This window comes from Bryobacter aggregatus MPL3 (assembly GCF_000702445.1).
Lineage (GTDB): Bacteria > Acidobacteriota > Terriglobia > Bryobacterales > Bryobacteraceae > Bryobacter > Bryobacter aggregatus.
On the sequence record NZ_JNIF01000003.1, the window covers coordinates 3,868,568 to 3,882,369 of the forward strand.

General features: G+C 58.0%; 11 protein-coding genes. 6 read left to right on the plus strand and 5 right to left on the minus strand.

The annotated features are described in order from the left end of the window. Positions 1-66 precede the first annotated feature (66 nt). Genes M017_RS0117910 through M017_RS0117920 form a run of 3 tightly spaced genes read left to right on the plus strand, consistent with a single transcriptional unit; the run spans position 67 to position 2,779 of the window. Positions 67-1,293 (plus strand): aminotransferase class V-fold PLP-dependent enzyme, encoded by a 1,227-nt coding sequence (locus tag M017_RS0117910; protein ID WP_080507920.1) that lies wholly within the window; start codon positions 67-69, stop codon positions 1,291-1,293. Next, positions 1,290-1,949 carry a HoxN/HupN/NixA family nickel/cobalt transporter gene (locus M017_RS0117915; protein ID WP_051670406.1) on the plus strand — a complete coding sequence of 220 codons (660 nt, stop codon included), beginning with the start codon at positions 1,290-1,292 and terminating at the stop codon, positions 1,947-1,949. Before M017_RS0117910 ends, M017_RS0117915 begins: the two co-directional genes overlap by 4 nt. Further along, complete coding sequence (locus tag M017_RS0117920) at positions 1,946-2,779, plus strand: SDR family NAD(P)-dependent oxidoreductase (RefSeq protein ID WP_031499518.1); 834 nt, start codon at positions 1,946-1,948, stop codon at positions 2,777-2,779. The genes M017_RS0117915 and M017_RS0117920 overlap by 4 nt, the downstream gene beginning before the upstream one ends. Here the strand turns inward: M017_RS0117920 and M017_RS0117925 are convergent. After that, positions 2,776-3,393 (minus strand): outer membrane beta-barrel protein, encoded by a 618-nt coding sequence (locus M017_RS0117925; protein WP_031499519.1) that lies wholly within the window; start codon positions 3,391-3,393, stop codon positions 2,776-2,778. The genes M017_RS0117920 and M017_RS0117925 overlap by 4 nt on opposite strands. 97 nt (positions 3,394-3,490) lie before the next feature. Here M017_RS0117925 and uxaC point away from each other — a divergent pair, with 97 nt between their 5' ends. Next, a complete protein-coding gene (gene uxaC / locus M017_RS0117930) occupies positions 3,491-4,894 on the plus strand; it encodes a glucuronate isomerase (RefSeq protein WP_031499520.1) in 1,404 nt (467 codons plus the stop codon). Here the strand turns inward: uxaC and M017_RS26850 are convergent. Beyond that, positions 4,891-5,208 carry a hypothetical protein gene (locus M017_RS26850; RefSeq protein ID WP_035957862.1) on the minus strand — a complete coding sequence of 106 codons (318 nt, stop codon included), beginning with the start codon at positions 5,206-5,208 and terminating at the stop codon, positions 4,891-4,893. The two genes, uxaC and M017_RS26850, sit on opposite strands and share 4 nt — an antisense overlap. Positions 5,209-5,230: 22 nt before the next feature. Here M017_RS26850 and M017_RS0117940 point away from each other — a divergent pair, with 22 nt between their 5' ends. Further along, a complete protein-coding gene (locus M017_RS0117940) occupies positions 5,231-5,704 on the plus strand; it encodes a DUF488 domain-containing protein (protein ID WP_051670408.1) in 474 nt (157 codons plus the stop codon). A 2-nt stretch (positions 5,705-5,706) separates the two neighbouring features. Here M017_RS0117940 and M017_RS0117945 read toward each other — a convergent pair whose 3' ends face one another. Then, positions 5,707-7,794, minus strand: a complete 2,088-nt coding sequence (locus M017_RS0117945) for a S9 family peptidase (RefSeq protein ID WP_031499523.1) — start codon at positions 7,792-7,794, stop codon at positions 5,707-5,709. A gap of 3 nt (positions 7,795-7,797) precedes the next feature. After that, a complete protein-coding gene (locus tag M017_RS0117950; RefSeq protein WP_031499524.1) occupies positions 7,798-9,576 on the minus strand; it encodes an IlvD/Edd family dehydratase in 1,779 nt (592 codons plus the stop codon). A 165-nt stretch (positions 9,577-9,741) separates the two neighbouring features. Between M017_RS0117950 and M017_RS0117955 the strand changes: the two genes are divergently transcribed. Then, a complete protein-coding gene (locus M017_RS0117955; protein ID WP_031499525.1) occupies positions 9,742-13,104 on the plus strand; it encodes a TonB-dependent receptor in 3,363 nt (1,120 codons plus the stop codon). 46 nt (positions 13,105-13,150) lie between these two features. Here the strand turns inward: M017_RS0117955 and M017_RS0117960 are convergent, their stop codons facing one another. Continuing rightward, positions 13,151-13,798 (minus strand): GntR family transcriptional regulator, encoded by a 648-nt coding sequence (locus tag M017_RS0117960; RefSeq protein WP_155121479.1) that lies wholly within the window; start codon positions 13,796-13,798, stop codon positions 13,151-13,153. Between the last annotated feature and the right edge of the window lie 4 nt (positions 13,799-13,802).

Here is a 13,802-nt window from a genome sequence, read left to right on the forward strand (position 1 = left end):
TAGGCAGAGAATAGAGCTGCACTCGTAGAATGTCAAGGGGAGTGGGCTGGGCTATACTCGCTCGTTATGTTGCGCCGAAGTTTTCTGCCCCTTGGGATGAGCCCGCTGTGGAGTGCGTTTGCGCAGTCTGCGGCAACTGCAACTCGTGATGAGAATTTTTGGGCGATGGTTCGCAAGCAGTTTCCCTTGCGGGAAGGTTTGGTGTATCTGAATGCGGCGAATGTTTGCCCGGCGTCGATGCCAGTGCTCGAGCGGCATCAGCATTTTCTGCGCGACTTTGAGGCGGACCCGAGTTTTCAGAATCGTGCGAAGTTTGGACCGCTGCGGGAGAGGGTGCGCGCGACGGCGGCGAAGTTCTTTGGGGTCAGTACGGACGAACTGGCCTTTACGCGCAATACGTCCGAGGCGACGAACACGATCGTGCATGGCTTGCAGTTGCAGGCAGGCGATGAGGTGGTGTTGATCGAAGACAATCATCCGTCGAATCTGGACTCGTGGCGAAATCAGGCGAAGCGGCTGGGTTTTGTGTTGAAGATTGTGGAGGCGACGCAGTTGATCGATTCTTCCGATGCATTGGCGGCGAAGGTGGAAGCGGCGTTGCATGCGAAGACGAAGGTGTTGGCGCTGACCCATGTGACGAGCAGTACGGGCGTGGTCTATCCGGTGGCGCGGCTTTGCCAAGCGGCGCGCGCCAAAGGCATTTGGTCGCATGTGGATGGAGCGCAGAGCGCGGGCATGATGCAAGTGGACTTGGGGCGGATGGGATGTGACTCCTATGCGACGAGTTCGCATAAGTGGTTGATGGGACCGCTGGAGGCTGGCTTGCTGTATGTGAAGAGCAGCCGGTTGCGGCAGGTTTGGCCGTCGATTGTCAGCGTTGGGTATTCGGAAGACGGCAAGGGCGGCGCGCGCTTTCTTGAGGCCTATGGCCAGCGGGACGATGCGCGGCTGGTGGCCCTGGAGGCGAGCTTTGATTTTTTGAATCTGGTGGGGATGCCCGCTGTAGAAGCGCGGGTGAAGCAGTTGACCAGCCGGTTGATGGCAAAGCTGAGTGAAAATTCCAGGGTGCAATTGCGGACGAATCGCAGGGATGGCTTGTATTGTGGAGTGGTGAAGGCAGATTTACCGCATGTTGCCGATTTGCGTGTTCTCGATCAGAAGCTTTACCAGGACCAGGGCATGGCATTCAGCGTGACGCCCAGCGGACCGATTCGTGGCATCCGTGTTTCCCCGCATGTCTATAACAGCCTGGAGCAGATGGATGCGGTGGCTGAAGCATTGCGTAAGGCATGACGACGCTCTCTGAATTGTTGTTGTCGCCAGGAGTGTTTTCGATTGGTTCGGCCGCGATTCTGGGGGCGGCCCATGCGCTGACGCCAGGACATAGCAAGACCGTGGTGGCTGCTTATCTGGCGGGGATTCGCGGGTCTGCTGTCGATGCTTTTCGCTTGGGGACGATTGTCACCTTTACCCATACGGCAAGCGTGTTTGTGTTGGGTTTGCTGGCCTATTACCTGATGGAGAGCGTGGACTTGCAGAAGCTGAGTCCGGTGTTGCAACGGTGCAGTGGCGCGTTGGTGGCGGGGATTGGGCTGTGGTTGCTGTACCAGCGGTTGCGGCCGAAGTCTGAGGTGCTTGTGTCAAGCGGGGGGACTGCGGGGGGCCATAACCATGCATTATCGCTGCGGAGTTTGGGCGTGTCCGGGGGCATTGTGCCTTGTCCTGAGGCATTGTCGCTGTTGTTGATTTCGCTGTCGCGGGGACAGAGCCTGTATGGGCTGGTGTTGCTGCTGAGCTTTTCAGTGGGGCTGGCGGTGGTGTTGATTGCGCTGGGATTGGCGGCGGTCTATGTGTATCCGCATGCGCAGCGTTTTCCTTCTCTGGTTGTTACGATTCCGATCATGAGTGCGCTGGTGCTGATTGTGATGGGTGTTGCGTTGCTGTGGTGACCCGCGAGGCAGTGGTGATCACCGGGGTGTCGAGCGGGATTGGCTTGGCCGCGAGCCGGGCGGCCATTGCGGTTGGATTCCATGTGTTCGGGTCGGTTCGGCGTCTTGAGGATGCGCCGGAATTGGGAGAACATTTTACGCCACTTTTGTTTGATGTCAGGGATCGGGATGCGATTGGGGTGGCGGTTGAGCAGGTGGCTATTTCGATCGGAAATGCCACGCTAGCGGGACTGATCCACAATGCGGGGATTGCGGTGGCAGGGCCGCTCTTGCATGTGCGGCCGGAAGAAATCGAAAAACAATTTGCAGTGAATGTGTTTGGGGTGCTGGCAGTAACGCAGGCGTTTGCGCCGTTGCTGGGGACGGACCGGACGCGGGTTGGCAAGCCGGGAAAGATTGTGAATGTGAGTTCGGTATCGGGGAAGCTGTCGTTTCCGTTTGTCGGACCTTATGTAGCGTCAAAACATGCGCTGGAGGGCTTGTCGAACACGTTGCGGCGGGAGTTGATGCTGTATGGAATCGACGTGGTGCTGGTGGGGCCGGGTGCGATTCGGACGCCGATCTGGGAGAAGTCGAATTTCGAGGAGTTTCGGGAGACCGACTATGCGGCAAGTTTGCGACTCGCGGAGAAGATGATGCGAGAGGCTGCGCTGCAGGGGATGGAGGCGGAGGCCTGCGGAGAATTGCTTGTGAGCATTCTCCGCAGGCGCCGTCCCAAAACGCGTTACGCGTTGGTGCGCCATTCTCTATTGCATTGGTATTTGCCGCGCATTCTGCCGGAGCGTTGGGTAGATGCCATTCTGGCGCGGCAATTTCGACTAATGCGTTAGAAGCGCCAGAAGAGACCCAAAGAAGGCTGAGCCATGTGGCCGAGCTTCTGGGTGCTGCGGTGGATGACCGCGTTGGCGGGGTCGTTATAGACGAAGCCCTTGTACTGTGCACGCAGACCGATGCGGCTCGAGAGATACGCATCGATGCCACCGCCGTAAACACCAGTGAGCTTCGCCGTGGTGCCTACGCTGCCGACCGTGCTGTGCAGGCCGTTCGGAGTGAAGAGGAGCGCGCCGCCGCCAGCCAACAAGAAGGGCTGGATACGGGACTCGCTCGAGCGCAGCTTAAAGACATAGGAGGTGGTTGCCTCGTTGGTCCAGGTCTTGTGGGTAACTCCCACTGCTGGAGTGCTGCCTACGCTCGGGCTGAAGTAGGTGTGAGCTGGATTGGAATAGCTCCAGCTGATATCCAAGCCGTGACGCTTGGAGAAGTAGGTGCGGAAATTCGCTCCGACGCCGAGGCTGTTCTTGACAGAGTGATCGGTATCGAATCCGTTTACCGTACGCAGAAAGTTGCCGGTGACCGAAGCTCCGATTTCAAATTTCTTTTCCTGGGCGAAAAGTGTTGCCCCAAATGCAAGCGTAAAAAGCACGCCGCGAAAAACTTTAGACATTGTTTGTTACCTCAGACGGATGATGAAAAAGCCCCGGCTGAATCGAATGGCCCCATATGAACAGATAGACGTCCTTGGGTAGGATAGAGGTTTCAACATGGCATTCATTCACGACAACTTCCTGCTTGAGACCACAGAAGCGCAGAGCCTTTATCACAAGTACGCGGCGGATGAGCCGATCCTGGACTATCATTCGCATCTTCCGCCGAAAGACATTGCAGAAAACCGGCGTTTTGCGAATTTGTTCGAGATTTGGCTAGAAGGGGATCACTACAAGTGGCGTGCGATGCGTGCCAATGGGGTGTCCGAGCCATACTGCACAGGAGATGCGACGCCTTATGAAAAGTTTTTGGCGTTCGCTAAGACTGTGCCGTATACCTTGCGCAATCCTTTGTACCACTGGACGCATCTCGAGTTGAAGCGATACTTCGGCATCGATGAGCTGTTGAACGAATCGAATGCCGAGGCCATTTGGAACAAGACGACTGCGATGCTGGCCACGGATGAGCTGCGGGTGTGGGGAATCTTTGAGAAGTTTCAGGTGAAAGCGGTGTGTACGACCGATGATCCTGCCGATGATCTGAGCTGGCATGCGGCGATCGCGAAGAGTGGTTGTCCGGCGAAGGTGTATCCGACCTTTCGTCCCGATAATCCGCTGAATATTCATCGGCCGGAAGTGTTCTTGCCTTGGCTGGATAAGTTGTACGAGGTATCTGGGCAGAGTATCGATTCGTTTGCTGATTTCCTGAAGGCTTTGCGCCAGCGTCATGATGCGTTCCATGCGGCTGGGTGCCGGCTTTCCGATCATGGGTTGAATCGTTGCCTGGCGGATTTCTGTGAGGAAGAGGAGGCGGCCGAGATCTTTGCAAAGGCGCGCGAGGGCGGGGAAGTGACGCCGGAAGAATTGCAGCGCTATTCGAGCTTCATGATGCTGTTCTTTGGGCGTCTGGATGCCGAGAAGGGCTGGACGAAGCAACTGCATCTGGGTGCGCGGCGCAGTGTGAATTCGAGTGCGTTTGAGCGGTTGGGGGCGGATAAGGGATTTGATTCGATCGGGGACTTACAGCAGGGCGATGCGCTTGCCGCTTATCTCGATGCGATGAGTCGTGCGGATGCACTGCCGAAGATGGTGCTGTACAACCTGAACCCGAGCGACAACTATTTGTTTGCGACGATGGCGGGGAACTTTCAGGACGGAGAGACGGCGGGCAAGATCCAGTTTGGGTCTGGCTGGTGGTTCCTCGATCAGAAGGAAGCGATGGAGTGGCAGATGAATGCGTTGTCGAATTGCGGGCTGTTCTCACGATTCATTGGCATGCTGACGGATTCGCGTTCGTTCATGAGCTTCCCGAGACATGAGTATTTCCGCCGGGTGCTTTGCAATCTGGTGGGAGGAGATGTCGCGAAGGGTTTGCTGCCGAATGATGAGGAACTGGTGGGTGGGATGGTGCGCCGGATCTGCTTTGCGAATGCACGTGATTTTCTGAAGCTGGAACTTTAGCGAGAGATCCGGCCGCGCATCTTGCGGGCGAGCTTTTCAATCTCCTCCAGGCGCTTGATCATGCCGAGGCTGAGGACGTGCTGCTGGTTCTTCTTGAGTTCTTCTTCAACTTCCTGGCCGAGTTCGATCAGGCGCGCGGCATCGGCGAGCGCCTTTTTATATTCGGCCTTGAGGATTGCATCGCTTTGCAGCGTGCCATCGGGGAGCCGCTTCGGCTCCTCTTTTTCTTTCTGATTCTCAGGGAACAACTGGGTCGCTGTGGCGAGGCCTGTTGTGCACCATGCGAGAAAAGACTTCCGCCCTAGTCCCATCATTCGCTACTCTTTCTCTTAAGGGATGCAACCGCTCTTCACTATTGGTCACTCGAATCATTCGATTGAGCGCTTTCTTGATTTGCTCCTTGCTCACAACATCTCACAACTGGTGGACGTGCGGACACTGCCATCGTCGCGATTTTCGCCACAGTTCAATCGCGAGGCTTTGCGGGAGGCACTGGCGGCGAAGGGGATTGAGTATGTGTACGCAGGCCAGCATCTGGGGGGAAAGCGTCGCGAGAATTATTCCGACTTGCGGGATACGCAGGGCTTCAAGCAGGCGGTGCGTGAGTTGATCGTGGACTCTCAGGAGCGGCCGACAGTGATCATGTGTGCGGAAGAGGATCCCTATCAGTGCCATCGGCGCTTTTTGATTTCGCGAGCCTTGATGGAAGACTTTGCGTTTGTTGCGATCCAGCACATTCGCAAGGACGCGTCTTTGCTGGCAGAGCCGGGATTTCCGGAGTCCGCGGTGCAGATGACGCTGGGGATCTAGAGCTACTTTAACTTGCGGTCGAAGAAGCCAGCCGTCGCTTCGTTGACCAGCATTTGATTCGCGAAGCGCATCCAGTGGTGGGTGTCATCCGGCACTACGATGACCTCGTGCTCGACTTCGGTTTGCGCCAGACGGCGAACCAGATCGGCCGTTTGGCTGAAGCGGACGTTGCGGTCGTCGTCGGCGTGGATGAGCAGGACCGGCGAAGTCCAGGTAGCGAGGGACGACACCGGGGAGGAGGCCCAGGCAATTTCGGCCGCGCGGTCGCGATCGGTTTTCTCGAAGCGCCAGGCATTTTGCCCGAAGCGGGAGCCTCCGTCGGAGGTGAAGTCGTGGACGCCGTGGATGTCGACACCGGCGGCAAAGATGCCGGAATCGCGAGCGAGCGCGAGAGCAGTCAGATAACCGCCATAGGAACCCCCGTAGATGCCGATTTTCTTTTCGTCGACATTGGGGAGGCTGCGGAGGTAGTTGCCCGCGGCCTGGACGTCGCGGTATTCCGCCGCGCCCTGAATGCCGGCCTGGGGAGGCCGATGGAACTCAAAGCCATAGCCAATGCCGAGACGGTAGTTGATTGCGATGACGATGTAGCCGCGCGAGGCGAGATATTGGTTCAGCGCGTAAGCGTTGGCGTAATAGTCCGAATAGTTCCAGCCGAGTAACATCTGGCGGGGTGGGCCTCCGTGGACGTAAACAATCGCGGGGCGTTTGCCGGGGCCGCCCGCATCGAAGAGCTGGGCGTGGATTTCGAGGCCGTCGCTGGACTTGTAGGTGACTGCCTTGGGGGTGATGAGTTTCGCCGTGGGGAAATCTTTGGGGATGCGATCGGTGGCGAGGCGCTGGATGTTGGCGCCGCTGATGATGGTGGGGAGTGGGGGATCTTTGGCGCCTGCGCTGATGCAAGCGATCTGCTTGCCGTCCGAGGTAGGGACGGGTGTCCATTCGAGACCTGCGCCGGGAGTGAGGACTTCGGGCGTGGCCTTGTCGACAGGGACGCGAACGATGTGGCGACGATCGATGTCGTCCTTGGTGTCGCCCGCGTTGGCGGTGAAGAGCAGCGTTTTGCGATCGGGACTGAGGGTGATGTATTCGGCCATGTAGTTGCCGGGAGTGAGCAACAGGGCCTGGCCGCCGTTCTCTGGAATCGAATAGAGGTGTGGCCAACCGTCCATGTAGGAGAGGAAGGCGATGCGGCCGAGCGCGGCCCAGTGGAGGTTGACGCCACCCTGGGTGGTGGGCGGCGAACCGCGCAGGGTGAGCGGGCTTTGCCAGAGCTCTTGGGCTTTGCCTGTGGCGATGTCGGCCGCGTAGAGCCACCATTCCTGGGGCTGTGCCTCAAGGGTGGAGATGGGCGGCCCACCGGCAGCGGGACGACGCATGAAGGCGATGCGTTTGGAATCGGGAGACCAGCGCGGGGAGGAGTCGCGAGCGGCGGTGGGTGCGAGCCACTGGATGGGCATATCGCTACTGGTGAAGACGCCGATGAAGGAGTGGTCTCCACGCGCCGATTGGAAGGCAATGCGAGCGCCGTCGGGGGACCATTGCGGATCGGTATTGTCTCCACGCGCGGTGAAGAGACGCTTGGCGGGCGAGGAGGCGTCAATAGGGACGATCCAGATTTGCCGTTCGCGTTCGAAGGCGACCTGATCGCCTTTGGGGGAGATAACGGGATTTTCGCCTTCGCCGAGGCTCTTGGCTTCGCCACCTGCAAAGGGGATGGACCAGATCTGGACGCGCAGCGGTGTGGGGTCGCCGATGGGGTTGACGGGAAGTGCCGCGTCGAAGTTCGAGCCGTGATCGCCACCGCGCACATAGACGACGTGGCTGCCGTTGGGTGACAGAGAGACCTGGGTGAGTTCCTGGCCGTCGTCACGGGTGTACTGGGTGAGCTGGCGGGCGCGCCAGTCTGGACCTTCGGCGACGTAGAGGTTGCGGATGCCTCGTTCGTTGAAGGCCCAAGCGATGCGGCTGCCTGTTGGGGCCGCCGCCAGCTCGTTGGGGAAGGGATAAGACTTGATCTGCGCGAGAGTGTAGTCTGCAGCGGAAGCCAGAGTGGCAGCGAGGACAACGGCGCTAAGGAGATGGGCCATTGCTTAATGATTATGGCGCGGAATGTTGTCTCCTACATTGCGATATTTAACGGCGAATTCGAGGACGCCGCCGAACTCGAGTTGTCCGACATGGCTGCGGAAGAACTCCTGCCAGGGGGTTTGCGTTTCGGCAATGGGAAGCTCAATGTGCTTGCGGCGCTCTTCGATTTCTTCGTCGCTGAGCAGGACGTCAACACGGCTTTCGTTGAGGTTGACGCGGATCTTGTCGCCTGTTTTGAGGATGGCGAGGTTGCCGCCTGCAGCGGCTTCGGGCGAGACGTTGAGGATGGAGGCGCTGGCGCTGGTACCGCTTTGCCTGCCATCACCGAGGGTGGGGAGCTGGCTGACGCCGATGCGCACGAGCTTGTCCGGCGGCAGCATGTTGACGACTTCGGCGGCGCCAGGATAGCCGATGGGACCGCAGCCGCGGATGACGAGGATGGAGCGTTCGTCGATCTGCAGATCGGCATCGTTGATACGGGCGTGGTAGTCTTCGGGGCCCTCGAATACGACCGCGTTGGCGGTGAAGATGTTCTCTTCGCCTGGAGTGCTGAGGAAGCGCTGGCGGAAGTCCGGACCGATGACGGAGGACTTGACTAGCGAGCTGGTGAAGAGATTGCCGCTCATCACGAGGAAGCCGGCATCTTCGACGAGGGGCTTGTCGTAGCTGTGGATGACCTTGGGGTCCTTGCTGCCTTGGCCGCGATAGGATTCGCCCATCGTTTTGCCTTCGACGTTGCGGGCGCTTTCGTGGATCTTGCCGGCCTTCATGAGTTCGCCGATGATGGCGGGGATGCCGCCAGCGAGGTGGAAGCTTTCGGTGAGGTACTCGCCTGCAGGCTGGACATTGGCGAGCAGGGGGATCTTGTGGCCGATGGTTTCCCAGTCCTTGGTCTTGAGGTTGACGCCGAGGTGGCGGGCGATGGCGACGAGGTGGGGCGGACAGTTGGTGGAGCCGCCGATGGCGCTGCAGACGACGATTGCGTTCTCGAAAGCTTCGCGGGTCATGATGTCGGAGGGGCGCAGATTCTCGCGCACCATTTCGACAATGCGCTTGCCGGTGCGGAAGGCCATCTGTGTGCGCTCCCGATAGGGAGCAGGGATGACGGCGCAGCCGGGGAGACTCATCCCGAGCGCCTCGGCCATGGAGTTCATCGACGAGGCCGTGCCCATGGTGTTGCAGTGGCCAGGGCTGGGCGCCGAGGCCATGACGCGCTCCATGAACTCGTCATAGTCGATTTCGCCCGCGGCGTGGAGGCGGCGCGCTTCCCAGACGCTCATGCCGCTACCAGCGAGCTTGCCGTTGTAATAGCTGTTCAGCATGGGGCCGCCGCTGAGGACGATGGCGGGCGTGTTGACGGTGGCGGCGGCCATCAGGCAGGCGGGCGTTGTCTTATCGCAACCGGTGGTGAGCACGACGCCATCGAGGAAGTAGCCGTGGAGGATTTCAACGAGGCCGAGGTAGGCGAGATTGCGGTCGAGGGCGGCGGTGGGGCGACGGCAATTTTCAAAGATCGGATGGACGGGGAAGACGAAGGGGACGCCGCCAGCGTCGCGGATGCCGTCGCGAACGCGCGATTCGAGATCGAGGTGGATGCGATTGCAGGGGGAGAGGTCGGAACCAGTTTGAGCGATGCCAATGATAGGGCGTCCGGATTGCAGCTCTTCGCGCGTGAGGCCGTAGTTCGCGTAGCGTTCGAGGTAGACGGCGGTCATGCCGAGGTTGTCAGGATTCTGAAACCAGTTCTGGCTCCGGAGGGCAAATTTGCGATCACGATTCATGTCAGTGCCTATTCTCTCTTAGGTGCTCTGAAGGCAGGTTTGGAGCGATACCGAGTCAGCACATTTCCAATAATCTTTCATCTATAACCGCTGTTTTCTGTGATAGTTTTGCTTCAAGCTTTTCACCATTTCAAGGGGATATGGATTATGAAAAATCAGCGGGCAATGTCAATTGCCACGATGCTATTTTGTGCGGCCGCGATCTTTGGTCAGACACTTGGGGATGCAGCAGGGACGGTGCAGGATCCGCAAGGGGCACCTGTGACGGGGGCCAATGTCTCGATTACAAACTTAGGGACCAACGCCACCCGCAGTACGGTGACGAACGATCAAGGGCTTTATGCCTTTCCGGCGCTTGTGCCGGGGATCTACTCGATCAAAGTGGATGCCGGCGGATTCAAGAGCTACAGCCGCACGAATCTCGAGATTCAGGTGCAGGCCAGCATCCGGGTGGATGTCACGATGCAGCTTGGCGAGAGGAGCGAGATTGTTGAGGTGAATGCCTCGGCTGCGGTGTTGCAGACGGAGAATGCCACGGTGGGTACGGTGGTGGAGCAGAAGCGGATCGTCGAGTTGCCGCTGAATGGACGGAACTATCTCTCGCTTGCAGGACTGGCGCCGAATGTGAGTGCGGGGTTTAGCAGCGCGGGACAAGCGGATGGGCGTCAAGGCGGAGACCGGGCGAACCAGAATATCTCGGTTGCCGGCATGCGCAATAACTTCAATCGATTCACGCTGGATGGTGTGGAGAACACTGACCCAAACTTCAATACCTATGTGATCAATCCTTCGGCGGAAGCGCTGCAGGAGTTCAAGGTGCAGACCGGCGTGTATCCGGCTGAGTTTGGCCGTGGCGCGACACAGATCAATGTTTCGACGAAGAGCGGCGGCAATCAGTATCACGGTGCGGTTTATGAGTTCTTGCGGAATGACAAGCTCGATAGCAAGAACTACCGCTTTACGGGCGCAGAGCGGCCGAAGGATCCCTTCAAGTGGAATCAATTTGGCTTTATGTTGAGCGGGCCGGTGCAGATTCCAAAATTGTTTGATGGCAAGAACCGGCTGTTCTTTATGACGAACTATGAGTGGTTCCGGCAGCGCCGCAACGTGACGGGCAGTTATAGCGTTCCGACCGATGCCTTTCGCTCGGGGAATTTCTCTGCGCTCTCTGGCGGGATCTATGATCCGCTCACGCGCGCTTTTAACGCGGATGGAACGGTGGCGAGTGCGCAGTTGTTTCCGAACAATACGATTCCGTCAAACCGCTTTGATGCGACAGGACAAAAGCTGCTGAAGTTCTATCCGGTGGCGAATGTTCCCGGGCCGCCAAGCAGCAATTACATTACGGCATTGGGACGTCCGATCAACAAGGATCAATTTATCCAGCGCTTCGATTGGGTGGAATCGTCGAAGTCGAGCTGGTTTGGGCGTTATTCGCGATCGGATGAGAATCAATCGGCGGCTGATATCTTTCAGAACGGCAGCAAGATTGTGACGCTGGCGACACAGTGGACGGCGACGAATACGCGGGTGTTGACGAATATGCTGGTGAATGAATTTCGATTTGGTTTCAGCAGCTTCTACAACACGAATGGACCGGAGTTGGCGTTTACGCGCGATGTGGTTGCGGAGTTGGCGATTCCGGGGCTGAGTTCGGGGCCTGCCGTGCAGTGGGGCATTCCGAATATTGCATTCAACAACACGTATAGCGGCTTTGGCAATTCGTCAGAAGGGCCTTATGAGAATAAAAACAAGGCGCTGCAGTTCATCAATAATTTGAGCTGGGTGCGGGGCCGCCATAACTTCAAGTTTGGGGGCGAGGTGCGCAGGGATGAGTACAACCAGGTGGGCAATCAGTTTGCACGCGGGCAGTTTACCTTTGACCGTGTGGCGACGAGCAACCCGGCTTTGACGGGGGTGACGGGCGATAGTTTTGCGGATTTTCTGTTGGGAAATCTGTACCAGTCTGAGGCTGCGGTGTCGATTGCGAAGGCGGAGTTCCGCTCGACGGGATTCGCGTTTTATATCGATGACGTCTGGCGTGTGAACTCGAAGCTGACGGTCAACATGGGCTTGCGTTATGAGAATACGCCTCCCTGGGAGGACCAGACCGGAACCTTGTTTAACGGCATCGTCCGGCGCGATATCAAGCTTTCGAATCCGTTTGCGGCTGTGGTGCAGGATCGGAGTTTGTATCCGTACTTCATGCGGCAGAGCCCGGCCCGGCAGAATTGCTATGAGGGGATCAATATTCGCTGGGTGGATATCGAGACGAAGTGCGATGGATCGCTGGGATCCCGGCTGGTGCAGCGGGATAACAATGACTGGGCACCGCGTCTTGGCATCAGCTACCAGTTGACGCCGAAGACAGTGGTCCGTCTGGGGTCAGGAGCGTTCTACTCGCAAGACACTGGAAATCCGCGCTTCGATATGGCGCGCAATCTTGCAGGACGATTGCGGTCGAACTCTTCGCGCACGACGCCAAATCTGCTTTGGGCCAATGCGTTAGGGGCGATCGCTGGTGGTGTGGCGAATGTACCGACTCCTTACACGTTTGCGAACCCCTATGACCGGCGCACTCCCTATACAATCCAGTACCTGATGAATGTGCAGCATGAGTTCACCAACAACCTGGTGTTGGAGGCGGGATATCTGGGGTCCTTCAGCCGCCATCTGGAGAGTCTGCGCGCGGTGAATGAGGCAGTTCCGGTAGATCCAGCAGTGAGCAACCTGTCGGTGCCGAATCGCTCTGCGTTCCCGAATTTCGGACGCATCCAGTTGGTGGATAATTCGAACCATGCGAATTACAATTCGTTGGGCGCGAAGCTGACTAAACGCTATTCGGCCGGGTTGACGGCGTTGTTCTCGTATACGTGGTCCAAGTCGATTGACACGGCGTCGGCGATTCGCAATCAGGGCGGGGATACGCTGTTTCCGCAGAATAGCGGTTGCCGGAATTGCGAGCGTGGCTTGTCGAGCTTCAACACGCAGCATCGCTTTGTGACCAGCCTGCTCTATGATCTTCCGGTAGGGAAGGGCAGGATGGTGAATGTGTCGAATGGGTTTGCCGATGCGCTGGTGGGGGGCTGGCAGGTGGGATCGATCTTCACGGCGCAATCGGGCTTTCCGATTACGGTGACGAACTCTACAGATATCTCGAACACAGGCGCGCTTTTTGACCGTCCAAATGCGACGGGCATCAGCCCGCAGGTGAGCGGCGTGACGACGGAGAGGGCATTCAATACCGCTGCGTTCTCACTGGCGGCGCCTGGCACTTATGGCAACGTGGGCCGGAATACCTTTGTTGGGCCGAACTTCTATCGCTGGGAGTTTACGAGTTTGAAGAACTTCCAGATGCCGTACCGGGAAGGGCATGTGCTGCAGTTCCGCTTTGAGGCGTTCAACCTGCCGAATCATCCGAATTGGGGGAATCCGGATACGAACATCCAGAGCGCGAATTTCGGAAGGATCCGAGGTACACGGGGCGACATGCGCAATTTGCAGGTGGCGCTGCGTTACACCTTTTAAGAAAGGAAAGAGGCTCATTCGGGATCGAACCCGAATGAGCCTCTTTCTAGGAAGCTTGTGCCTGGCTGAGTGCGCCCTCGTGGTCCCGTGCGAAGAGTGTGAACTTCTCGTGGGCAAACTTGCGGGCCCGGCGAGTATCACGAGACGCAATGACGTCGACCATGTCGATGTGCGCCTGGGCTGAGGCCCGGAGATCAAACTTCGCATAGTGGCGCAGGTTTCTCAGGAAGAGAAACGCGAGCAGAGGCGACATCAATTGCCCCAGCATCCGTTCCAGAAAAGTGTTGCCTGTGGCTTGCCAGAGCGTCTGGTGCCACTCGCGGTCTTTCGCGAAAAAGTCCTTTGTATTTCGCGATCGCGCCGCCGTCATCATGTCCTTGGCAATCGCTTTCATGCGCTTGAGCGATTCTGCACTCGCAGATTCCGTGGCGATCTCGACAGCTAATTCTTCGAGCTCGGCCCGGATCCGGAGCGCCTGCGTAATCTCATCACTGCTGAGCGAAACGACTTCGGCTCCCTGATTGGCGCGACGCATCACCAATCCTTCGTGTTCCAGCGCTACGAGCGCTTCTCTCATCGTTGGTTGCCCAACGCCCAATTGTTTAGCCCAGCGTGATTCTACAATTCGCTGGCCTGATTCTAGTTCACCATTCAGGATCATCCGCCGGATCATGTCTGCGATTCGGTCGGACATTGTA